We start from the raw sequence: 21419 nt of genomic DNA, 5'->3' as shown, positions 1-21419 counted from the left end.
GCGGGCGCGGGAACGTCAGCTGTGCCGGGTGGAGGGAGGTCCGCGGGTGTGCCGCGGGTCGTACGCGTCGCGCGGCGGAGCGCGCTCCTGCCGCGGTCCGGCCGTCAGCCGCCCGCGCAGGGGAAGGGGCTGCACGGCGGTCACGGGAGTGCTCACCAGCGGAGGAGCGCCGGACAGCCGCACCGAGTGCTCGACGGCGGCGTCGTGCTGCACCGCTTTGTCGGGCCCCGGCGGCATCGGCGGCATCGGCGGCACCGCGCGTACGGCCGCGGCGCCGCCCGCTCCCGCCCGGGCGACCTCGGGGAACTGGTGCGCTGCCGCGGGCATCGCACGGGCGGCGGGGCCGAGCGGCGGGCTCTGCGGGCCCGGAGCCGTACCGCCGACCGACAGGAGCAACGACAGGACGCCGAGGAGCAGGGGCGGCAGCACCGCCGCGAGGGCCCGGTGCGTACGCTCGCGCATCCCCGCCCCCTCGCCGCTCGATCGGCTCGCCGTATGTCTGCCGGGACTCAGCGTAGGCGACCCGGACGGGCCACGGGGGCCGGCACGTGCGGCGGCCCCCGTGGCCGGGCAGGGAACGCATCGTGGACTGCTGCGACACGGCTTGGCCCGGTTGGCTTACGATCACGGCGGGCGGCCGCGCCATGGCGGTCGCCGGCCCCTCGATCCTGGAGGTCACCGTGTACGTGACGGCCCGCGGACACCGCACCCACCGAAGCAGCTTCCGCTTCCGCGTCACCGCAGGTGCCGTGGCGGCCGGCATGTTCCTCGCCGTCGGCTGTACCGCCGCCGACGAGGGGCCCGGTGAGGCGGCCGGCGGCGTCCCCGTGGTCGAGAAGGGCAAGCTGACCACGTGCACGCACCTGCCGTACCCGCCCTTCCAGTTCGAGCAGGGCGGGAAGGTCGTCGGCTTCGACGTGGCCCTGATCGACCTCGTCGCCAAGAACCTCAAGGTGGAGCAGAAGATCCTCGACACCCCGTTCGAGAACTTCAAGACGGGCGCCTTCCTGAACTCCGGCGAGTGCGACCTCGCCGCGGCCGGTATGACGATCACCGACGAGCGCAAGAAGAACGTGGACTTCTCCGTCCCCTACTTCGACGCGACCCAGGCGCTCCTCGCCACGAAGAAGAGCGGCGTGAAGAGCCTCGCCGACGTCAAGGCGCAGAAGAAGAAGCTCGGCGCGCAGGCCGAGACCACCGGCGAGAGCTACGCCAAGAGCGAGGGCTTCGACCCCGTCGCCTTCGAGAGCTCCGACGCCGTCCTCAACGGCCTGCGCACCGGGCAGGTCGACGCCGTCGTCATCGACTACCCGGTCGTCCAGGGCTGGCTGAAGGACAAGGCCAACGCCGCTCAGTTCGTCCTCGGTGAGAACATCGAGACCGGTGAGCAGTACGGCTTCTCGGTGAAGAAGGGCAACGACAAGCTCCGCGCCGCGATCGACAAGGCGATCCAGGACGCCCGCGCCGACGGCACCTACGACAAGCTCTACGAGCAGTGGATCGGCCCGCTGCCCAAGGACGGCTCGTGACCTCACGTCTCACCCGGCGCCAGCGGCGCCGGGTCTCGCAGGGCATTCAGTACGCGGTGTTCGTGGCGGTCCTGGTCGTCATCGGTCTGCTGGCCGACTGGGACCGCGTGCAGAACCAGTTCGCGCAGCGGGACCTCGCCGAGGAACTGTTCCCGGACATCATCACCATCGCGCTGCGCAACACGGTGGTCTACACCGTGTCCGGTTTCGTCTTCGGCCTGGTCCTCGGTCTGGTCATCGCGCTGATGAGGCTGTCGTCCGTGGCTCCCTACCGGTGGGTCGCGGGCGTCTACATCGAGATCTTCCGCGGGCTGCCCGCACTGTTGATCTTCATCTTCGTCGGTGTCGCGGTCCCGCTCGCCTTCCCCGGCACGGAGATCCCGGGCGGCACGTACGGGAAGGTCGCCCTCGGCCTCGGCCTGGTCGCCGCCGCGTACATGGCGGAGACCATCAGGGCGGGCATCCAGGCGGTGCCCAAGGGGCAGATGGAGGCGGCCCGTTCGCTGGGCTTCTCGCACGCCAGGGCCATGGTCTCGGTGATCATCCCGCAGGCGTTCCGCATCGTGATCCCGCCGCTGACCAACGAACTGGTACTCCTGTTCAAGGACTCGTCGCTCGTGCTGTTCCTCGGTGTCACGCTGGAGGAGCGGGAACTGACCAAGTTCGGCCGGGACCTCGCGAGCCAGACGGCCAACTCCACACCGATCCTGGTCGCCGGCCTGTGCTATCTGCTGGTGACCGTGCCGCTGAGCTTCGTGGTGCGCCGCCTCGAAGCCCGCGCCGACAGGGCGAAGTGAGGAACGGATGGCGGAGAAGCCGACACAGGCGGGGAGCGGAAGCATGAGCGCCACGGGCCGTCCCGAGATCGAGATCCGGGGGCTGCACAAGTCCTTCGGCGACAACGAGGTCCTGCGCGGCATCGACCTCGACATCGCGGCGGGTGAGGTGGTCTGCGTCATCGGCCCCTCGGGTTCCGGGAAGTCGACGCTGCTGCGCTGTGTGAACCTGCTGGAGGAGCCGACGAAGGGCCAGGTCTTCGTCGGCGGCACCGAGGTCACCGACCTCGACGTCGACATCGACGCGGTACGCCGCCGGATCGGCATGGTCTTCCAGCAGTTCAACCTCTTCCCGCACGTGAACGTGACGGAGAACCTGACCCTGCCCCAGCGGCGCGTGCTGCGCCGGGACAAGGCGAAGGCCGCCGAGGTGGCCCGGCGGAACCTGGAGCGGGTCGGCCTCGCGGACAAGGCCGACGCCTATCCCGCGCAGCTGTCCGGCGGCCAGCAGCAGCGGGTGGCGATCGCCCGCGCGCTGGTCATGGACCCCGAGGTCATGCTCTTCGACGAGCCGACCTCGGCGCTCGACCCGGAACTCGTGGGCGACGTCCTCGCGGTCATGCGCCAGCTCGCCGCCGAGGGGATGACCATGATGGTCGTCACGCACGAGATGAGCTTCGCCCGGGAGGTCGCCGACCGGGTGGTCTTCATGGACGGCGGCGTGATCGTCGAGCAGGGCACGGCGGAGCAGGTCGTGGGGAACCCGCAGCACGAGCGGACCCGCAACTTCCTGATGCGGCTGCTCGATCCGGCAGCGGCCGAACAGCCCGGCCCCGAGGGTGCGGTCGACGGTCCGGACAAGCAGCTCTGACGCCCGGTCCGCGGGACCGGACGGCCCCGGCCGGGAGGGGGACGGCCCGGCCGGGGCCTTCACGGTGGTCCGTTCCCCCCGGTCAGCGTCCGGGGCACTCCTTCCACGCCAGGTGGTAGATCGTGCTGATGTCGCCGTCCGTCGAGTCCATGGTCATGTAGCTCGTCGCCGCGGGGGACGACGCGCCCGCGCTGACGCGCAGCTCCGTGTTGATGTTGAAGTTGCGCTGCACTCCGCAGGGCGCCCACACCAGCTGTGCCCAGTCGGTCGCGTCCGTGGCCTGCCAGTTGTCCTCGTACGGCCCCCGGAACGTGTGCGTCCGCGAGGCGGTGTTCGGCGACCCCTGGAAGTAGTACGAGGCCTTCTCCGTACCGCTCGCGCCGGCCATCAGCGAGGCGTATCCGCGGTAGTCGGCGCTGGCGACGGCGTAGGTGAAGCCCTGGGGGACGTGGACGACGAGGTTGAGCTGGCAGTTCTTGCGCGCCGAGGTGGGCGAGGAGTCCCCGCCCACCTGGGCCAGATAGTCGCTGTACGTCACGGTGAAGGCGGTGTTGTCCTCCGAGACGGCGACGGCGGCGGTGCCCAGGGGGCATCCCGAGCCGTTGACGGTCGCGACGTCGATGACGATCTTGTCGGGCGGCGGGTCGGTGATGCCCGACGGGCTGGCCTGCGCGGGCAGCGCGGAGGCGAACAGAGCGGCGACCGCTCCGCTCACCAGAAGACCGGCTTTCATGGTTCTCCCATCCATTGCTTCGGTGCCGGGTGCCGGGCACGCGTGAAGGCGCCCGGCGCGAGGTGGGGGGTGCGGCCGGCAGTGGTGCACGCCGGCCGTCACTGACCAAGTGCGTTGGATCGAGCTGCGGTACAAGGAACGCGTCGAACGGCGCTGGAGCTGCCGATGGTTGAATCATCATGCGCATGACAGTCTCGTGCCGGTACTTCGGGGTCGGTGCGGACCGGGAGTGGTCGAATGGTACAAACCACTGACAGGAGCGACCAGCCGAGGATCGGCCATTGAAAGGGGTGCGGGGCCGCCCCGTCGTGGCCGGGTTCCGCCCCTGCGGGCCAGTCTCGGCCAGCGGGCGCCAGGCGCCGGATGTCGTCGGTGGCCGCCTCCACCGTCGTCAGGTCGGCCGCCCGGCCGTTAGACATCTCAGGGGATTAACAAGTCAAGTCGCCTACCTGATCGGAGAGAGGGGAAGGAGGGCGCGACTCATTGATCGGCATGCGTCAACATGGCCTGCCGGGCGGAACATCATGTGGCGTCCTGGTGGGGCGATCTAGCAGTGAGGGTGGGGCCTGTGGATCAGAGCGAAGACCAGATCTTGGCTGAGGAGCTTGCTGCTCTTGGCGCGGTGGGTGGGGGTAGTGGTCGCTTGGTCCGGGTTGTGGCCAAGCTGATGAGGAAGAACGTCCATGAGATTGATCTGCTTGTTCCCTTGCCGTTCGACGATGTGGTGGAGCGCGTCTCCACTGTGCTCGGGAAGGCGGGCCACGCCGTCGAAACCGTGCCAGTTGGCTCTGGCGAGGACGAGGAGACGATTCGCGTTGTCGCCAGTGGCGGCGTCGGCGGTCTGAATCCCGTAGTGGTGACCGCGCGAGTGCTGAAGGCCGATGAGGACAGCTCGGAGGTCTGGCTTCGTGCAGCTGCCAAAGAGGGGCTGATCAGACAGCGAGCCGGGGAGAAGACCGCCGTCCGTCTCGCTGCCCAGCTGAGCAAGGCAACCGGAGCGGACAGGGCAGGCGGGTGAGCGGCGGGCCGACAGCAGCCGGGACTATCTCTGAGCGCCCGACGCTTCCGGAGACAGAGCCAGCGGCGCGAAGGCGAGTTGCTCATCGAACGGCTGCCGGGTCTGAAGGCAGTGGTGGAGCTGGCCGAGGAAGCGGTTGAGCAGGTGGCGCTGGGCGGCGTTGTGCCAGTCTCCGTGCTCGCGCCGGCGCCGGTAGTGGGCGTTGGCTCCGGGGGAGGCCTGGAGGGCTGAGAAGGACCAGAGGAAGCCGGCGTTCATGAGCCGGTTGTTCTTGACGAAGCGGCGGCCGACGAAGCGTTTCCTGCCGGAAGCACGGGTGATCGGGGCGGACCCGGCGTAGGACTTCAGCGCTCTGGCGTCGGCGAAGCGGTTGCGGTCGTCGCCGATCTCGGCGAGGACGCGTGCTCCGAGCAGGGGACCGAGGCCGGGGAAGCTGAGCAGGATCTCGCTGTCGGCGTGCTGGCGGAATGCCTCATCGACGGCTGTCGCGAGGTCGTCCGCGGCCTGGCAAGCGGCGTCCAGCTGCTTGAGGAGGGCCAGGAGCTGGTGGCCGAAGGCGTCCTCGACAGCCGGGAGTTGGCGGGCGTACTCGGAGCGGAAGATGCGCCGCAGACGCTCGGTTTCGGAGTCGAAGGAACGAGTGCGGCCGCTGCGCTTGAGAGCGGCTCGCAGCTGGGCGAGGGTCAGTTTGGCGGCCCTCGCTGGGGTTGGGGCCAGGGTGAGGATGACGCGGGCGTCGGGGCGGGTCAGGCCGTCCTCCTTACCCTGGAAGGCATGCAGGGCGGCGGGGTAGTACTCCCGGAGCAGCGAGCGGACCTGGTTGGCGACCTGCTGCCGACTCCAGACAGCGTCCTGCTGGGCGTGGGCCAGGACGGTGATGGCCTGGGCGAGTTCGGAGTCGGCGGGCAGCGGCCGGTGAGCGTGCATGTCGGTGCGCAGGATGTTCGCCAGGACCAGAGCGTCGCCGGGGTCGGACTTCTTGCGGCTGACGCTGTGCCGGTCGCGGTAGCGGGCAGCGGCGAGCGGGTTGATCGCGAAGACCTTGCGGCTGCCGGTGCGCAGGGCCGCCACCAGCAGGCCGTGGTTGGTCTCGATGGCCACCGGTATGGGAGCGTCGGGGCTGTCGCCGTGTTCGGTCATGAGGTTGAGCAGCTTGCTGTAGCCGGCCGCGTCGTCACTGATGCGAGCTTTGGCGAGCAGGGTGCCGGTGTCGTCGACGAGGGCGACGTCGTGGTGGCGTTCCGCCCAGTCGATGCCGCAGAACACGGTCAAGCTGTCCTCCCAGATCCGTTCATTTGTGCAGGTCACGAGCACATGCGGGTCACGCGGCGCCCTAATCCAAGGACTCGTCGGTCCGCCATCTCAGTAGCCGTTCGCGACACCAGCGCACCCCAGGGGCCCCGGTCTGTCGCAGAGCTCGCGGGCTCGCGGATGGAAAGAAGGGGTCAGCCCTGGAGCGGGCTCGCGCCGTAACGATTAACGCCCGGCCGGACGTCGTGGGTTTCGCGGTGATCAGACAGGTCCTCGCAGCGGCGCGAAGGCGCCGGGCCGCCGGTCTAACGGGAGGCCTCGCGGGCCAGGCTGACCACAGGCGTTGCCCGGCGCCCACGGCACCGCCACGGGGACTCAGGGGGACAGCGGCGCCAGTCTCAGAGCGGGTCTCAAGGACCGTGAGGGCCGAAGGCGTTCCGCTGTCCCCCCCGTAGGCGGCTCACCAGCCCCTTGCGGGGGCCGGACCGAGCTGCCTACACCCTGGATTAGGCTGATCACCGATGTTCACCGCACACGGGCCCACCCTCAGGGAGCTGGCCGTCCAGGCACTGTCCTCGACCCAGCGGGGCTACGACCTGCTCGCGCCGAAGTTCGACCTGACGCCCTTCCGGACCCCCGATCCGATCCTCGCCTCCGTCGCGCGGGCCCTGCGGCCGCTCGGCCCGTTCGCCGCCGGCCTCGACATCTGCTGCGGCACCGGCGCGGGAGTCGGGATGCTGCGCGAGCTGTGCACGGACCGCGTCACCGGTGTCGACTTCAGCGCCGGCATGCTGGACACCGCACGCGCGACGACGGCCGCGAGCGGCCCGCCGGCCGTCTCCTGGGTGCGCGCGGACGCGCGTGCCCTGCCCTTCGACCGGGACTTCGACCTGGCCGTCAGTTTCGGCGCCTTCGGGCACTTCCTGCCCGAGGAGCGGCCCCTGCTCTTCGCCCGGGCCCACGCCGCCCTGCGGCCCGGCGGCCGCTTCGCCTTTCCGGTGCTCGCCCCGCCGGGACCCCGGACCCGGCTCTACTGGACGCTGCTCGCCTTCGACGCCGTCATGCGGGTACGCAATGCCCTGTGGCGGCCGCAGTTCATCATGTACTACCGCACCTTCCCCCTCTCGGGCGTGCTCACCGACCTCGAACAGGCCGGTTTCGACGTCCGGTTGTTCCCGCTCGCCGAGTTCGGCCGGCTGCCCGGCGGCGCGCCGCGCGCCCGGCTCGTGGTCGCGCGGAGGCGCGACTGACGGGCCCATGGCATGCGAACGCCCCGCCGGGCGGCGTGTGTCACGTGAGGGTGTGCACCCGCTGCGACGACAGCTCGTAGTGCGCGCCGACGACCGCAAGGGCGCCGGTGGCGATCCGGGCGGCGAGGTCGGGCTCCTCGGCCAGCTGCCGGGTGACCATGGCGACGTTGCGGTCGATCGTGGACTCGATCCGTGCCTCGCCCTGTTGGCTGTGGTCGATGGCCGGGCGTATGCGATCGGCTATGTACTGGATGTGGGCGGGCAGTTCCTCACCCGTCTCCTCGGCCCGCACCGCCGCGCTCACGGCTCCGCACGCCTGGTGCCCGAGCACCACGACCAGCGGTGTGCCGAGCTCCAGAACGCCGTACGCCACGCTGCCGAGCACCGCCTCGTCCAGGACCTCGCCCGCGGCGCGCACCGTCATCAGATCGCCGAGACCCTGGTCGAATATCAGCTCCGGGGGCACCCGGGAGTCGATGCAGCCCAGGATCACGGCGAACGGGTGCTGCCCGGTGACCAGGGTTTCGCGCACGGCTCCGCTCTCGTGCGGGTGTTGCTGGTGGAAGGTACGCCAACGGCGGTTGCCGGCGGCCAGTTCGCGCAGCGCGGCGGAGGGCGTGGTCGGGCGCGGGTGCCGGCGCGACGTCGCGGTGCGGGGCGCCGCGGTCGCCGGTACCGCTCCGAGGGCCAGGCCGCCCGTGGCGAGGGCGCCGCCTGCGACGGCCGCGCGGAGCAGGGTCCGGCGGCTCTCGCCCACCGGCTTTTCGGTCTGTCGGATGAGTGTCACACGCGTGAACGTAGAGCGCCGATCCGTTCATGTGTTCGTCCGACGAGTTCTTTTGCGCCTGCTTGGTCAAAACTTGGTCGGTAGCCGTAAAAGGCCGGAGGTTCGCGTACGTGACCCGGCGGACCTCGCCACGCTCCTGCTCGGGACCGGCTGACGGCCGGGTCACACCAGTGGCTTCACCGACATCAGCAGATGACGGTGCGCCGGCGGCGAGTCCCTGTCGTCGGCGGACGACAGGCCCGTCAGCAGGGCCCGCTGCCCCGGACCGAGCAGATTGAAACGGACCACGGGCGCGTCGAAGGACGACAGCGCGTCCACGAGATACGACGGGTTGAAGGCCACCGTCATCTCCGGTGCGCCCTCCAGCGCCGACGGCAGCCGCTGTGACGCCACGTCGTCCTCGTACCCCGCGCGCAGACTCACCGAGCCGTCCGAGAAGTCGAGTTGAAGCGGACTGTCCCCCTCCGCGACGACGGCCACCCGCCGCACCGCCTCCAGCAGCGGCTTGCGGTCGGTGACCGCGACAGCTGCCGGTGTGAGCCCGAACAGCTTGTTATGACGCGGCAGTTGTCCCTCCACCAGCCGGGTCGTGATCCGCATGCCGCCGTTCTCGAAGCCGATCGAACCCCTGTCGAGAGCGATCCTGACCATCCCGGAGCGGGCCAGGGACCGCGCGATGTCGGTGAGGCGGCGCGCCGGGACGACGGCCTCGCCGGACGCGTCCGGCTCCTGCGGCTTCCAGCCGAGCGTGCGCACCGCGTACCGGTACCGGTCGGTCGCGGCCAGTGTCATCGTCTCGCCCTCGAAGGCCACCCGGACGCCCGTGAGCACCGGCAGCGTGTCGTCACGCCCCGCGGCGACCGCCACATGACCGACCGCCGCGGCGAACACCTCGGCGTCCACCACTCCCCGGAACTCCGGCAGCGCGGGCAGGGCCGGGTAGTCGTCGAAGGGCAGCACCGACAGCCCGAACCGCGCACCGTCGCTCACCACCGAGAACCGCGACCCGTCGACCGAGCACTCCACGGTGCCGGCGGGAAGCACCTTGCAGACGTCGACCAGTCTGCGCCCCATGACCAGCACCCGTCCCGGGCGCACCACGTCCGCCTCGACCTCGATGCGCGCGGACGCCTCGTAGTCCAGGCCCGAGATGCGCAGCGTCCCGGAGCCCGCGTCCAGCAGGAGTCCGCCGAGCACGGGCACCGGTGAGCGGGCGGGCAGCACACGGGCCGCCCACGCGACGGCTTCGGCCAGCTCACTGCGTTCGATCCGGAATTCCATACGAACCCTCTCCTCGTCGACGGCGACGCTTCGACGCTATCGACCGGCACTGACAACGCCCTTGTCACAGTGGCCTGGCAGGATCGTGGGCACCGGGGGAGGTGAGGGCCTCGCGGAAGCGATCGGGGACAGGGGGGTGTCGTGGGCGACACGGAGGATGCCGGCACGGCAGCGGGGACGGCGGCAGAGACGACGGCGCAGACGACGGCAGGGAACGCGGGCGACTCGGACGGGCATCCGCCCGACGACCGTCGGCGCAGATGGCCGCTCCGGTTGCTGTGGGCCGTCGTGGCCGTGCCCGTCGTCGCGGGCGGCGCGGTGGCCGGCTGGTTCGCGTGGTTCATGGTCTCGTTCATGGTCAGCGACGATCCCTTCGGCACGCACTCCACGATCAGTTGTTCGGTCGCGATGGAGTTCGCCCACGGCACGCTCCCCGAGCAGACCACCGACGAGGAGTGCAGCGTCGACGACTGGATGGACGACGTGGTCCGGGGAACGTTCCGGATGCCGCGCGAAGACGTGGACGAGTGGCCGGCATCGGCTTATCCGAACGTCCGGCCCGAGGAGCACTGCGCCGAGGACATCTGCATCGAGATCGACACGAGCAACGACCCCGCGGGACCGTTCGCCGAACCCACGGCCTCCGGCACGGCCGCCACCACGACGCCTTCCGTCACGACCTCCGCTCCCCACGCGACCGCTCCCGTCACGACTTCGGCTCCCACCACGTCGGCCACCGGTACCGGAACTGCCGCCCCCACCGGCGCGGACGTCGTCCGGCTGCCCGTGCGCCACGAGAACGGCACCACGGCGCTCGTCACCCTCGAGGCCTTCGATGGCTGAGCCCCGATCGGCAGTGCATCCGTGGCGGCGGCGCATACGGCTGCCGCGCCGCGGGCGCGTGGTCGGCGCGTGCGCCGTCCTCACGGCGTTCCTGCTCACCTTCCACCGGGCCGCACCGAACACGCCCGGCCGGATCGGCAGTCTGCTGGAGACCTTCCTGCCCTGGCTCGGCCTCGCCGTGCCGGTGCTGCTCGTCGTCGCTCTGCTGCGGAGGTCGGTCACCGCCCTCGTCGCCCTGCTGTTGCCCACGGCCGCCTGGCTCGGCCAGTTCGGGCCGTTGCTGCTGCCCGCCGGCGACGAGTCCCACGACATCGTGGCGGTGCAGCACAACGTCAGTGATGCGAACACCGACCCGGCAGGTACGGCGCGGGCGCTGCTGCGGGAGCGACCCGACATCGTCGCCCTGGAGGAAGTGACTCCCGAGGCGCTGCCCGTGTACGCCGAGTCGCTCGCGGCCCGGTGTTCCCACCACGCGGTGGTCGGCACCGTGGGGCTGTGGTCCGCCCATCCCATCGAAGACGTACGGCACGTGGACATCAGGCCGCGTGGCATCGGGCCGGGCTGGAACAGAGGGATGCGCGCCACCGTGCGGACCCCCGAGGGCGACGTCGCCGTCTACGTGGCCCACCTGCCCTCGGTACGCCTGGGGGTGCCGCACGGGTTGGGCTCCGCCCGGCGGGACGAGAGTGCGGCCCTGCTGGCAGAGGCGATCGCGGCCGAGGAGGTGGACCGCGTGATTCTGCTCGGTGACCTCAATGCCACCGTCGACGACCGCGGTCTCGATCCGCTCGGCCCCCATTTGCGGGTGGCAGGGCGAGGCATGGCGTTCAGTTGGCCGGCGGCGTTCCCGGTGGCCAGGATCGACCAGATCATGGCCCGGTCCGCGACCGTCGTCGACGTCAGGTCGCTGCCCGCGACCGGCAGCGACCATCTGCCCGTCGCCGCCCGCATCCGGCTCTGACTCGCGCCGCGTGGTGTGTTCGGCGTGCGATCCGGGGTGCGTTTGGGGCTAGGGTGGGCGCCGGAGGTGATCCGCGTGGCCAACGAACAGGCGGAGCTGTTCGCTGCCGTGGACGCACTGCTGGAACAGGCGGCGGCCCAGGACACGCTGCCCGCACCGGCCGAGCGCAAGCGTCTGCGCGAGGCAGCGGGGGTCAGTCAGGAGCAGGTGGCCCGAGCGCTCAAGGTGCGGCGGGAGACCGTGACGAGCTGGGAAGCGGGCCGTACGGACCCGCGACCGCCGAAGCGCGCGGCCTACGCCCGCCTCCTGGAGGGCCTCGCTGCCCAACACCCACCCCGGCCCACGCCGGAAGCCCCGTCCGCCCCGGACCCGTCCCGCACGGACCAGTCAGCGCCCGAGAAGGCGTCCGCCCGGGACTCGTCCGCGCCGGACCGGGCACGCGGTCCCGCACCGGACCATGGCGGCCGGCGGTCCGGTTCCGCCGCCGGGGCCCCCGTACCCGGTCCCGCACCGCACCGTGGCGCCGCCCGGCGGCCCCATCCCGACGCCGACGGCGTCAACGAGGGGTTCGCCCCCGGCGCTTCGCGTCCCGGCGGTCGGTCCGCGCGCGGGCGCCCGCACGGCGCGCGGACGCGGGACGGCGAGCCGTCCGGCCCGGCCGTCGCCGCCGACCCGCGGTTCGCCGACGGGCCGCTCGCCGTGCTCGACGGTGACGGCCGCGCCCACTGCGCCGGCGGCCTGATCCTCGACTGCCCGGCCGAGGACGTGCCCGCCCTCGTCGAGTGGACGCTCGGCGAGACCCGGCTCGGCGCGCCCCGGCTGAACCGCAACGGCAAGGACGCCGACCCCCTGATCGTGCTGACCGAGGCGGCCGCCGTGCGGCTCGGGCTGCCCGCCCTCCTTGAGGACCGCCGGGCACTGCGGCTGCCCGACGACCACCCGGTGGTCCGCGGACTCGCTCGCGCCAAGTGGCGGTTGACCCGGCGCGGCTTCGGTCCCTGGCCGCGCATCTACCGGCCCGCCCAGTCCGGCCGGCGCAGCTGCGTCCAGCTCGCCGTCCTGCCGTGGGGCGCGCTGGACACCCGCGCGTGGGGCGACGCCGGCACTCTCCCACCGCCCGAACTGGCCCGCGTTCTCGGCACGTACGCCGCCCGTGTGCTGACCCCGCGCGGCTCGGCCGCCGTGTCCGGACTGGAGCTCATGACCGCGCTGCGGCCGCCGACCCGCGCGGTGCAGGACGCCGACACCGGCTCGTGGACGTCGGGCCCGGTGCCCGGGGCGCTCACCGAAGCCGTGGACCCGGCGCCGCCCGAGGCGCCGGACGAGCACCCGGTCGTCGCCTCCCTGTACCCGCGGGGGCACCGGCGCACCCCCGACGAGGTGCTCGACGAGGAGGCGTTCGAGTGGACGCGGGACCCCGAACTGCTCACGGACGCCGAGTGCGCGAAGGGGTACGCGGTCGGCATCGACGTCAACACCGCGTTCCTGGCGGCGGCCAACCGGCTCGTCGTCGGCTTCGGCGAGGCGGTCCACGTGCGCGCCCCGGCGTTCGACAAGTCGGTTCCCGGCTCCTGGCTCGTCGACCTGTCCGGCATCGAGATCGACCCGCGGCTGCCGAACCCGTTCACCCCCGACGGCGTGCGCCCCGCGGGACCGGCCTGGTACGCGACCCCGACCGTCGCCTACGCCCACGAGCTCGTCGACACCTATCGCCCGCCCGTCACGAATCACTCCCGTCGAGGCGTGGGTCCGCACCGAGAGCGGCCCCTACCTCGACCCCTGGTACAAGCGGCTGAGCGAGGCGTACAAGGCCACGATGGCCGATCTCGGGGTGCCGGCGGGCCTGGGCGAGGAGGAGTTCCTCGCCGCGATGGCCGCGCACCGGCACAACGACCCGGCGCTCGCCGCCGTGCTGACGGCGATCAAGGCGACGGTCAAGGGCGGCATCGGCAAGCTGCGGGAGCGCCCCCAGGGCACGTCCTACCGGCCGGGGGAGCGGTGGCCGGCGCTGTCCCGGCCGACCTGGCGACCCGACATCCGCGCGGCCGTCATCGCGACGGCCCGTGTCAACATGCACCGCAAGCTCCTGAGGACCGCTCTGGCCGCCCAGCGTGACCCGGTGCCGGTGGGTCATCTCCGGCTCGGCGAGGACGCGTTGTGCGCGATCGCGCTGCTGTCCGACGGCGCGGTCTACCTGTCGGACGGGCCCAGCCCGCTGGACTTCCTGCCGCACACGGCCGACGGCCGGCCGGCACCCGGTGCGTTCCGCCTCGGGGTGAGCCCGGGCATGGTCAAGCACGAGGGCACGCAGTCCATGATGTGGGCGGTGCAGTTGCTGGACCAGGGGCTCAACCCGGCCCGGCACATCAAGGGGTCGGACGCCTCGGACGACGGAGAGTAGGAACAGGCCATGGGGCACATCGGCGACAGCCTGGACCGGGCCGCGCAGCACGTCACCACCCGCCCGATCCCGGTGGGCGCACAGGCCCGTGTGCGGTTCCTCGTGAAAAGCGCCAAGGGGTCCACCAAAGCGGTGGCCGAACAGCTCGGCGTCTCCCAGCGCACCGTCGAGCGGTACCTGAAGGGGCAGATCAAACGGCCGCGCAAGGAACTCGCCGCGCGGATGGCCGCCGAGGTGCGCCGCCTGTGGCAGCCGAGGGTGAAGCAGCGTGCGCGCAAGCAGGCCGCGACGGCGCGCGGTCTGGTGATCGAGACCCGGGCCCGCTTCGGGTTCACGGCGGCCCCCGGCAGCACCGACGACAGCCGCATCCGCCGCATCACGCAGCACCTGCCGCCCGACTACGCGGCCCGGCTGTTCGCCGCGCAGGACGCGGGCGCGAGCGAAGGGCAGTTGCAGCAGATCGCGGCGGAGGGGCTCCAGGAGATCTACTTCAAGGACCGCGGCCGCCGCGCGGAGGGCCTGCAGGTGGAGTTCACCGACATCGACTACGTCGAGATCGACTACAGCTGACCCGGTTCCGGCACGGACGCGGCGCGCCGTTCACGACGCCAGATCGAGCGTGCCGCAGCGGCAGGCGCGTTCCGCGGGCCGCACGGATGCGGCAGCCCTCCTCCTGGGCCGTCCGTACAGCAGCACGCACAGACCGGCCCCGAGCACGCCGCCGGCGAGCTGGGCGGCGACGAACCCGCCCAGCGACGACGGAGCGATGCCCGTGAAGGAGTCCGAGAGGGATCTGCCCACGGTGGCGGCGGGGTTGGCGAAGGAGCCGGACGAGGTGAACCAGATCGCCGCGGCGATGTAGGCGGCGACCGCGACGGGCGCGAACCGGGCGCGGCGCGTCCGCCGCAGCCCCGTGATCAGCAGGACGAGTCCCGCCGTGGCGACCGTCTCGCCGAGGAGGAGGTGCCATTCCGATCGCGTGTGCGTGGACCACACCGCGGGGCGCCGGCCGAACATGACGTCCGCCAGCAGCGCGCATGATTCGTCCCGCCCGGGCCTGCCCGGAGGCGTACGCCGAACGGGGCACCCGACACGCGCCCGGGACGGTCCACTCCCCGTGACGCACCGGAGCAGGTCCCAGCATGGAGGCAACCCCGACGGGCCGACGGCCATCTTCTCCCTGTGCAACGGGCCGCCCGCCGCAGCCCGCCCGCATCGCAGCGCATGGAGTGAGATGACAAGAGTCCATACTTCGGTCGTCGTGCCGTGCTTCAACGAGAGCGAGGTCATCGAGGAGTTCCACCGGGCCCTCGTCGTCGCCCTGGAGTCGACCGGGACCACTTTTGAGATCTGCTACGTCGACGACGGCAGCGACGACCGGACCCGGGTGCACCTCAAGGGCCTCGCCGCCGCGGACGCCCGCGTGCGGTACACCTCCTTCAGCCGGAACTTCGGCAAGGAGGCCGCGATGGTCGCCGGGCTGCGCATGGCGCAGGGCGACGTCGTCGTCCTCATGGACGCCGATCTCCAGCACCCGCCCGAGCTGATCGCGCGGATGCTCGAACTGCACCGTCACGGCTACGACCAGGTCGTCGCCCAGCGCGACCGCACCGGCGAGGGCGCGGTCCGCACCGCGCTCAGCCAGGCGTACTACCGCCTCGTGCGCCGGTTCATGGAGGTCGAGATCGTCGACGGGGCGGGCGACTTCCGGCTGCTCTCACGCCGTGCGGTCGGTGCGATCCTGTCTCTGCCGGAGTCCAACCGCTTCTCCAAGGGCCTCTTCTCCTGGATCGGGTTCGACACCGTCAGCTTCACCTACACCAATGTGCGGCGCCCGGCCGGCCGCTCCAAGTGGGGCGGCCGGCGGCTGCTGAACTACGGCATCGACGGCTTGCTCTCCTTCAACAGCCGCCCGCTGCGCCTCGCGATCCACACCGGCCTGTGGCTGCTGCTCTCGGCCCTCGCGTACGCGGCCTGGATCGTCGGCAGTTCCCTGGTCAACGGCATCGAAACACCCGGCTACGCCACGCTGATCACCGCCATCGTCGGACTCGGCGGCATCCAGCTCGTCACCCTCGGGGTGATCGGCGAGTACGTGGGCCGTATCTACCACGAGGCCAAGCGGCGGCCCCACTACGTGATCCGCGAGACCGACGGGACGACCGCCGCGCGGCCGGAGGCATCCGTCAGGGAAGCCGCTGCGAGTAAGTGACCTTCTCCAGGCGGTAGTAGTCGGCGACGCACTGCGCGGGCCACACCCGGCGCCCGTTGTTGCTGAACGGCTCCAGCATCCTCGCCACCGGCACGGGCGTGTACGGGAGTTCCGTCGCGCCCCGCGCGGCGCCCTCCCGCAGTGCGCGGTCCTGGCGGTCCCACCGCTCGGCCCGCACCTGCATGTCGTGGCCGAGGGAGACGAGCGGGGCGACGAGCCCGAGGACGGCCACGGCGCACAGTGCCGCGGCGGTCGCCGTCGCGGCAGCCGGACGGTACTGCCGCAGCCTGCCGCCGAGGAACGCGCCCGCGGTCACCAACAGCACGATGTACAGCAGCAGATAGTCGTTCCAGGTCCGTTCCGTGGTGACGACCTGCGCCCCGAACACCGGATAGGTGATCACGGTGCACAGGAACCCGGAGACCAGGAACGCGAGCGCGCCCAGCGCGAGCAGCGGCAGCGGCCGCCACGGGAGGAGGAACGACGGCCGGCCGGACCGGCGGCGCGCCACGAGTCCCAGCAGCACACCGGCGGCCACCGCGCCCACGTACTGCCAGGTCGAGAACACCGTGACCAGGATGTGCGCGAAGCCGCGCAGGGAGCCGAGCAGCGATTCGGGGGCCAGCATGGACGTGCCCTCGGCGCCGTACCGTTCACGCCGGTTGCGCGACCCCGGAGACGTCAGCAGCAGCAGCGTGCCGACGCCGACACCGGCCATGCCCGCGAGCGACCAGATGCGGGCGAACCGCTGTGCGCCGGCCGAGAGGAGGCGAGGGGCGAACAGCACGGCACCGGACAGCACGACCAGGGCGACGACCGACGCCTCCTCCGACAGCGTTCCCATGAACACGCCCGCGACCGCCACGGTCATCACGGCGGCGACACGCCCGGCACGGCTCCGGGCCCGCAGCAGCGGCAGCGCGGCGGCGCACGCGAGGACCGGCGCCACGGTGTGCGACACGGAGGCGGCGGGCCAGAAGAACGTCTTGTACGTGTTCGGCGTGGCGAACAGGAACACCGCCATGACCACGGAGGCGACGAGCAGCGGCACACCGCGCGGCACGGAGTGGCCCGTCCTGCGCAGCACCTGCGCGGTCAGGGCCCACAGCAGACCCAGCATCAGGACGCCGCTGACCAGGCCGAACCACTGGTGCCCGGCGACGGGGAACCTGGCGTACAGACCCACCAGCAGACCGTTGCCCAGACGCCCGTTGTCCGTGTACCAGAACCTACCGATGAGGCCCGAGACGCCGTGGTCGCGGACCACGGGGAGGAAGCACCACTCGTCGGCGCTGGGCCGCACATGGCGTCCGAACCACGACGCCAGTCCGAGCAGTCCCAGCGGCAGCGCGGCCAGGGCGAACGGCCAGGCGGCCCGCCAGGACGCCCAGACACGCCGAGGGCCGTTCCGCCGCTCCGGAACGGCGAGTCCGGCCGGTTCCCGCGCGACGGTGACGCCTGATGCGTCGACGGCCATGTCGTCCTGCCCTTCGGAAAACCGATGGTCCGGCATCCAAGAGGCGAATCCCGGCTGTACCGTTCCATCTTCCGCCGGGCAAGATCGACGGGTCGCCACGACGGGCCCGGTCCGGTGCGGCGCGGGCTCAGCGGCAGGTGTACGCGAACCGCGCCGACGCCGTGTGCCGTGACGGCGAGACGATACGCAGCTCGGCGCGCGCCCGGTACTCCCCGCGGCCGTGGAAGGTCCACAACAGGCGCAGGGTCACCTGCTTCTGACCCCGCCCCACCTTCTGGCGGAGCGGCTCCGACGTCGTGCCGTCGCTGCGCACCCAGCGGTAGGTGAGGGTGCCGGGCCTGCCGTCGGCCCGCACCACGCCCACGACGTCGGCGGTGCCGTCGCAGCCGGGCCCCTCGGCGGGCGTCCGGACCGCGACGCCGCGTACGCCGACCCCGGGCCCGTACTGTTCCCAGGCCAGGAACGCAAGCACGGCCAGCAGCACGACGGCGAACGGCGCGCAGCCGCGCAGCCGGTGGCCGCTGCGGCGCGCACGGCCACCGGCCGGTGGCCGACCCGCGCGGGCGCCGTGCCACACGTCGACGGCGGTCACGGCGCCGTCGGCGCGCCGTACGGCCGCGGTGACCCCGGGGCCGAACCGCAGCACGTCGCCCTCGACCCGGTCCGGCGTGGCGTCCCGCGCCGGGCGGCCGAGCACGGCGGTGGGGCCGCCGATGGCGTCATGGGGCTCGGGGTACGTGAACCAGTGGCTGCCGAGGGCGGTCGCGCTGTACTCGTCCGCGCCCGCGGCGTCCCGCCCCTCGCCGGAGCGGGGACCGAGGTGACCGTTCATCCGACCGGGCACCCCCTCCTGGTCAGGAACTGCTGGGTGGAGGTGCCGTTCGCGGCAGCCGGATCCGTGGACGCCCGGACACCCCAGTAGCAGCCCCGGCCCTGGAAGGTGTGGGTGAGCGGGAGGGTGTACCGCGTCGCGCCGCTGCGTTCGAACGTCTGCGAGCCGTCCGGCGTGCCGAGCTGTCCCTTGGTGTCGCCGGTGTACCAGGACACGACGATCGTGACCGGGCCCGTGCCGTTTGCGGCGACGTCGACGGAGGCGGATCCGGTCGTCGCGCCGGTCTGGCGGAAGCTCGTGACGGAGACGGACCGCACCGACACCGGGGAGGGCGGCGGTGTCGTCGGCCCGGCGGACGGCTCCGCGGAGGGCTCCGCGGACGGTTCGGGGGTCGGCCACGCGCTGGGCGCGCCCGTCGTCGGCACCCCGGTGGGGACCGGCGCGGTGCTCCACGACGGGGAGGGCGAGGGCGCCGAAGGCGTGGCGGCCGCCGGCGACGGGCCAACAGACGTCTCCGGCCCCGCGGCCGGCGTGTCGGGCACGCTCGGCAGCGCGCTCGTGGTCGCCACAGCCGCGGCGGCGGCCTCCGCTCCCGCGTCGGTGCCCGCCCGTGCGGCGACGGCGAGGAGCACGGCCACCACGGCCGCGGCGATTCCGGCAAGTACCCGGCGCAGTCCGGGAGTCGGCCCTCCGCCGGGTCCCGCGCCGAGGGAGGTCGTCGCCACATTGGTGGTACCGGAATCGCTGTCCCCGGCCGACGGGAACAGCAGCGGCAGCAGCGCGGCGAGGGCCGCCAGCCGCCGCCGTCCGCGCTCCTCCCAGCCGGGCCCGTACGCAGCGCCGGCGATCTCCTCCAGTTCGGCCACGAACGCCGCCGCGCTCTGCGGGCGGTCCTCGGGCGCCTTCGCCAGCCCGCGCCGGATCAGCGGCCTCACCGCCTCGGGCGTGTCGTCCTCGGGGACCGGCGCGCCGATGTGCTGAAGGGCCAGCTCGGCGAAGTTGTCGCCGGTGTAGGGCTTGTGGCCGGTCAGGCACTCGTAGAAGGTCGCGGTCGCCGCGTAGACATCGGCCGCCGGGGACGCCGGTTCACCCTGCCACTGCTCCGGCGCCATGTACGCCGCAGTGCCCGCCACGCCGGGAGTGCTGCCACGGCCCGCCGCGATGCCGAAGTCCGCCAGTTTGGACGTGCCGTCGGCCGAGACCAGTACGTTCTCCGGCTTGTAGTCGCGGTGCACGACACCGGCGCCGTGGGCGGCGGCGAGTCCGAGAAGGGACCCCTTGAGCACCACCAGGGCCGCCTCAGGACCGGTCGCCCCCTCGCGGGCCAGCAGCGAGCGCAGGGCGATCCCGTCGACCAGTTCCATCACGATGGCGGCACCCCGCGGCGCTTCGACGTACTCGTAGAGCCGTACGACGTACGCTGACTCCAGCGCGCCGAGCAGCCGGGCCTCCGCCCGGAAGTCGCGCACGAAAGCCGCGTCCCCGCGCAGCCGTTCGCCCAGGTACTTCACTGCGACCGGCACGCCGGTGGCGTCGTGGACGGCGAGCACGACACGTCCGCCGGCCCCCGATCCGAGTTCACGGCTCTCGGTGTATCCCGGTACCGACCACACGCTCATGGGGTCCCCCTGACTGGCGGGCGTCCCGCGCCGGGCCGTCGTCGGCGCGGACACACGGACTGTCCCCAGCACAGACATATGTCCCTCACGGCTGGTTCCCGTAAGGATCAGGACAATTGCCACACGGGCTGTACTTGGCATGGACCTGCCCGCCCGGCTCGGGTTACGCTCCGCCCCGGCGCTCCTTCTGAGAGCGCTCTCACATCACCGACCAGTTCCTCCCCCACCCTGCCGGAACCAGTGAAAGGTCGAACGCCGTGAGACGCATGACAGGCATGTGTGCCGCACCCCGTCGCCGCCGAGTCACCCGCACGACGACGGTCGTACGCACCGGCCTCGCCGCCCTCCTCGCCCTCGGCGCATGGGTGTCGGCCGGTGCCGTCCCCGCCTCCGCCACGGCAGGCGGACCCGCCCCCGTGGCCGAGGAGCCGCTGTCGCCCGGTCTGCTCAGCGCCCTGCAGCGGGATTTGGGACTCACCGAGAGCCAGGCGCGGGAGCGCCTCGCGGCCGAGCGGGCCGCCGTCGCCATCGAACCGAAGGCGCGCAGCGCCGCTCAGGGCGCGTACGGCGGGTCCTGGTTCGACGCGGACAGCGGACGCCTGACCGTCGCCGTCGCCGACGCCCGCAAGGCGGCCGCCGTACGGGCCACCGGCGCGGCCGTCCGGATCGTCGAGCACAGCGCGAGCCGGCTCGACGCGGCCAAGCGGACGATCGACACGCTGGCCGCTCCCCGTGGAGTCGGCAGTTGGCACGTCGACCCCGAGGCCAACCGGATCGTGGTGAACGTCGTCCGTGGTGAGCGCACGGACAACGATGTCGCGGCGTTCCTCGACCGTGCGCGTCGAGCCGGCCCGGTCCAGGTGAGGGAGGTGGCCGAGGCGCCACGGACGTTTGCCGCGGGGACGGTCGGCGGCGACCCGTATTACACGGGCAACGTCCGCTGCTCGATCGGGTTCTCGGTGCACGGCGGCTTCGTGACGGCCGGCCACTGCGGGCGGCCGGGCGCGGCCGTACGGGGCTGGGACGGCACGCACATCGGCACGTTCCAGGGATCGTCGTTCCCGGACAACGACTACGCGTGGGTGAACGTCGGCAGCGGCTGGTGGACCGTGCCCGTGGTGCTGGGCTGGGGGACAGTGCCCGACCAGCTGGTGCGGGGCTCGGCCGAGGCGCCCGTCGGCGCCTCGATCTGCCGCTCCGGCTCGACGACGCACTGGCACTGCGGCAGCGTCCTCGCCAAGAACGAGACCGTCAACTACAGCCAGGGTGCGGTCCATCAGATGACGAAGACCAGCGTGTGCGCCCAGCCGGGCGACTCCGGCGGCTCGTTCATCAGCGGCGACCAGGCGCAAGGTGTCACGTCCGGTGGCTGGGGCAACTGCAGCAGCGGCGGACAGACCTGGTTCCAGCCGGTCAACGAGATCCTGGCCCGCTACGGGCTGCGGCTGCACACCGCCTGACCGGTGCAGTGCCGCCGGCCGGCGGCGGAGGTTGCTGCCGCTCCTTCGGGAGCGGCAGCATTTTCTCCGCAAGGCCGTCGTCTCCGGACCGGCCTCCGGTGCCGTCAAGGGCCGGCCC

Annotated in this window: 19 protein-coding genes and 1 pseudogene; 11 read left to right on the top strand and 9 right to left on the bottom strand. The window is 72.2% G+C overall.

The features are described 5' to 3' along the window. Positions 1-15: 15 nt before the first annotated feature. A complete protein-coding gene (locus tag ACLB9X_RS09715) occupies positions 16-462 on the bottom strand; it encodes a hypothetical protein (protein WP_410359852.1) in 447 nt (148 codons plus the stop codon). A gap of 299 nt (positions 463-761) precedes the next feature. Here ACLB9X_RS09715 and ACLB9X_RS09710 point away from each other — a divergent pair, with 299 nt between their 5' ends. Genes ACLB9X_RS09710 through ACLB9X_RS09700 form a run of 3 tightly spaced genes read left to right on the top strand, consistent with a single transcriptional unit; the run spans position 762 to position 3176 of the window. Beyond that, positions 762-1529: an ABC transporter substrate-binding protein gene (locus tag ACLB9X_RS09710; RefSeq protein WP_410360089.1), complete on the top strand. Its 768-nt coding sequence runs from the start codon at positions 762-764 to the stop codon at positions 1527-1529. Then, positions 1496-2326: an amino acid ABC transporter permease gene (locus ACLB9X_RS09705; RefSeq protein WP_410359851.1), complete on the top strand. Its 831-nt coding sequence runs from the start codon at positions 1496-1498 to the stop codon at positions 2324-2326. Before ACLB9X_RS09710 ends, ACLB9X_RS09705 begins: the two co-directional genes overlap by 34 nt. Before the next feature lie 43 nt (positions 2327-2369). Beyond that, positions 2370-3176 carry an amino acid ABC transporter ATP-binding protein gene (locus ACLB9X_RS09700; RefSeq protein ID WP_410359850.1) on the top strand — a complete coding sequence of 269 codons (807 nt, stop codon included), beginning with the start codon at positions 2370-2372 and terminating at the stop codon, positions 3174-3176. 82 nt (positions 3177-3258) lie between these two features. On the opposite strand, the gene ACLB9X_RS09695 is transcribed toward ACLB9X_RS09700, so the two are convergent. Continuing rightward, positions 3259-3909, bottom strand: a complete 651-nt coding sequence (locus tag ACLB9X_RS09695) for a DUF4360 domain-containing protein (protein WP_410359849.1) — start codon at positions 3907-3909, stop codon at positions 3259-3261. Positions 3910-4477: 568 nt separating this feature from the next. Between ACLB9X_RS09695 and ACLB9X_RS09690 the strand changes: the two genes are divergently transcribed. Next, positions 4478-4927, top strand: coding sequence for a hypothetical protein (locus ACLB9X_RS09690; RefSeq protein ID WP_410359848.1), 450 nt, complete (start codon positions 4478-4480; stop codon positions 4925-4927). Between the two features lie 24 nt (positions 4928-4951). Here the strand turns inward: ACLB9X_RS09690 and ACLB9X_RS09685 are convergent, their stop codons facing one another. After that, positions 4952-6214, bottom strand: a complete 1263-nt coding sequence (locus ACLB9X_RS09685; RefSeq protein WP_410360088.1) for an IS110 family transposase — start codon at positions 6212-6214, stop codon at positions 4952-4954. Between the two features lie 485 nt (positions 6215-6699). On the opposite strand from ACLB9X_RS09685, the gene ACLB9X_RS09680 reads away from it, so the two are divergent. Beyond that, entirely contained in the window at positions 6700-7428 is a 729-nt protein-coding gene (locus ACLB9X_RS09680; protein ID WP_410359847.1) for a class I SAM-dependent methyltransferase, read from the top strand. A 40-nt stretch (positions 7429-7468) separates the two neighbouring features. Here ACLB9X_RS09680 and ACLB9X_RS09675 read toward each other — a convergent pair whose 3' ends face one another. After that, positions 7469-8215 (bottom strand): carbonic anhydrase, encoded by a 747-nt coding sequence (locus tag ACLB9X_RS09675; protein WP_410359846.1) that lies wholly within the window; start codon positions 8213-8215, stop codon positions 7469-7471. A 162-nt stretch (positions 8216-8377) separates the two neighbouring features. Next, positions 8378-9496, bottom strand: a complete 1119-nt coding sequence (dnaN, locus tag ACLB9X_RS09670; protein WP_410359845.1) for a DNA polymerase III subunit beta — start codon at positions 9494-9496, stop codon at positions 8378-8380. Positions 9497-9637: 141 nt separating this feature from the next. On the opposite strand from dnaN, the gene ACLB9X_RS09665 reads away from it, so the two are divergent. From ACLB9X_RS09665 to tpg, 4 genes and pseudogenes are all read left to right on the top strand, one after another. Further along, positions 9638-10339 carry a hypothetical protein gene (locus ACLB9X_RS09665; protein ID WP_410359844.1) on the top strand — a complete coding sequence of 234 codons (702 nt, stop codon included), beginning with the start codon at positions 9638-9640 and terminating at the stop codon, positions 10337-10339. Then, complete coding sequence (locus ACLB9X_RS09660) at positions 10332-11300, top strand: endonuclease/exonuclease/phosphatase family protein (protein WP_410359843.1); 969 nt, start codon at positions 10332-10334, stop codon at positions 11298-11300. Before ACLB9X_RS09665 ends, ACLB9X_RS09660 begins: the two co-directional genes overlap by 8 nt. A 75-nt stretch (positions 11301-11375) precedes the next feature. Continuing rightward, positions 11376-13701, top strand: a pseudogene (tap, locus tag ACLB9X_RS09655) (telomere-associated protein Tap). Between the two features lie 9 nt (positions 13702-13710). After that, positions 13711-14271, top strand: a complete 561-nt coding sequence (gene tpg / locus ACLB9X_RS09650) for a telomere-protecting terminal protein Tpg (RefSeq protein ID WP_410359842.1) — start codon at positions 13711-13713, stop codon at positions 14269-14271. 30 nt (positions 14272-14301) lie between these two features. On the opposite strand, the gene ACLB9X_RS09645 is transcribed toward tpg, so the two are convergent. Then, complete coding sequence (locus tag ACLB9X_RS09645) at positions 14302-14718, bottom strand: hypothetical protein (RefSeq protein ID WP_410359841.1); 417 nt, start codon at positions 14716-14718, stop codon at positions 14302-14304. Between the two features lie 217 nt (positions 14719-14935). Between ACLB9X_RS09645 and ACLB9X_RS09640 the strand changes: the two genes are divergently transcribed. Then, positions 14936-15913, top strand: a complete 978-nt coding sequence (locus ACLB9X_RS09640; protein ID WP_410359840.1) for a glycosyltransferase family 2 protein — start codon at positions 14936-14938, stop codon at positions 15911-15913. On the opposite strand, the gene ACLB9X_RS09635 is transcribed toward ACLB9X_RS09640, so the two are convergent. The 3 genes from ACLB9X_RS09635 to ACLB9X_RS09625 all read right to left on the bottom strand — a co-directional run bounded on the left by ACLB9X_RS09635 (position 15888) and on the right by ACLB9X_RS09625 (position 19841). Beyond that, positions 15888-17390, bottom strand: coding sequence for a DUF6056 family protein (locus ACLB9X_RS09635; protein WP_410359839.1), 1503 nt, complete (start codon positions 17388-17390; stop codon positions 15888-15890). The genes ACLB9X_RS09640 and ACLB9X_RS09635 overlap by 26 nt on opposite strands. Positions 17391-17517: 127 nt before the next feature. Beyond that, positions 17518-18222: a hypothetical protein gene (locus ACLB9X_RS09630; RefSeq protein WP_410359838.1), complete on the bottom strand. Its 705-nt coding sequence runs from the start codon at positions 18220-18222 to the stop codon at positions 17518-17520. Beyond that, entirely contained in the window at positions 18219-19841 is a 1623-nt protein-coding gene (locus ACLB9X_RS09625; RefSeq protein ID WP_410359837.1) for a protein kinase domain-containing protein, read from the bottom strand. Before ACLB9X_RS09625 ends, ACLB9X_RS09630 begins: the two co-directional genes overlap by 4 nt. A gap of 266 nt (positions 19842-20107) precedes the next feature. Between ACLB9X_RS09625 and ACLB9X_RS09620 the strand changes: the two genes are divergently transcribed. Further along, on the top strand, positions 20108-21301 hold the full coding sequence (locus tag ACLB9X_RS09620; RefSeq protein ID WP_410360087.1) for a S1 family peptidase: 1194 nt from the start codon (positions 20108-20110) through the stop codon (positions 21299-21301). Positions 21302-21419: the final 118 nt, after the last annotated feature.

This window comes from Streptomyces sp. 5K101 (genome assembly GCF_046506645.1).
Classification (GTDB): Bacteria; Actinomycetota; Actinomycetes; order Streptomycetales; family Streptomycetaceae; genus Streptomyces.
The sequence above is the reverse complement of the archived record's forward strand: the minus strand, read 5'-3'. Positions and strand labels throughout refer to the sequence as shown.

What these genes read in the sequence shown, in the direction of transcription:
- ACLB9X_RS09715 (WP_410359852.1), bottom strand. Translation starts at nt 462, where the DNA reads ATGCGCGAGCGTACGCACCGGGCCCTCGCGGCGGTGCTGCCGCCCCTG.
- ACLB9X_RS09710 (WP_410360089.1), top strand. Translation starts at nt 762, where the DNA reads ATGTTCCTCGCCGTCGGCTGTACCGCCGCCGACGAGGGGCCCGGTGAG.
- ACLB9X_RS09700 (WP_410359850.1), top strand. Translation starts at nt 2,370, where the DNA reads ATGAGCGCCACGGGCCGTCCCGAGATCGAGATCCGGGGGCTGCACAAG.
- ACLB9X_RS09695 (WP_410359849.1), bottom strand. Translation starts at nt 3,909, where the DNA reads ATGAAAGCCGGTCTTCTGGTGAGCGGAGCGGTCGCCGCTCTGTTCGCC.
- ACLB9X_RS09680 (WP_410359847.1), top strand. Translation starts at nt 6,700, where the DNA reads ATGTTCACCGCACACGGGCCCACCCTCAGGGAGCTGGCCGTCCAGGCA.
- dnaN (WP_410359845.1), bottom strand. Translation starts at nt 9,496, where the DNA reads ATGGAATTCCGGATCGAACGCAGTGAGCTGGCCGAAGCCGTCGCGTGG.
- ACLB9X_RS09660 (WP_410359843.1), top strand. Translation starts at nt 10,332, where the DNA reads ATGGCTGAGCCCCGATCGGCAGTGCATCCGTGGCGGCGGCGCATACGG.
- tpg (WP_410359842.1), top strand. Translation starts at nt 13,711, where the DNA reads ATGGGGCACATCGGCGACAGCCTGGACCGGGCCGCGCAGCACGTCACC.
- ACLB9X_RS09645 (WP_410359841.1), bottom strand. Translation starts at nt 14,718, where the DNA reads ATGTTCGGCCGGCGCCCCGCGGTGTGGTCCACGCACACGCGATCGGAA.
- ACLB9X_RS09640 (WP_410359840.1), top strand. Translation starts at nt 14,936, where the DNA reads ATGACAAGAGTCCATACTTCGGTCGTCGTGCCGTGCTTCAACGAGAGC.
- ACLB9X_RS09635 (WP_410359839.1), bottom strand. Translation starts at nt 17,390, where the DNA reads ATGGCCGTCGACGCATCAGGCGTCACCGTCGCGCGGGAACCGGCCGGA.
- ACLB9X_RS09630 (WP_410359838.1), bottom strand. Translation starts at nt 18,222, where the DNA reads ATGAACGGTCACCTCGGTCCCCGCTCCGGCGAGGGGCGGGACGCCGCG.
- ACLB9X_RS09625 (WP_410359837.1), bottom strand. Translation starts at nt 19,841, where the DNA reads ATGAGCGTGTGGTCGGTACCGGGATACACCGAGAGCCGTGAACTCGGA.
- ACLB9X_RS09620 (WP_410360087.1), top strand. Translation starts at nt 20,108, where the DNA reads ATGACAGGCATGTGTGCCGCACCCCGTCGCCGCCGAGTCACCCGCACG.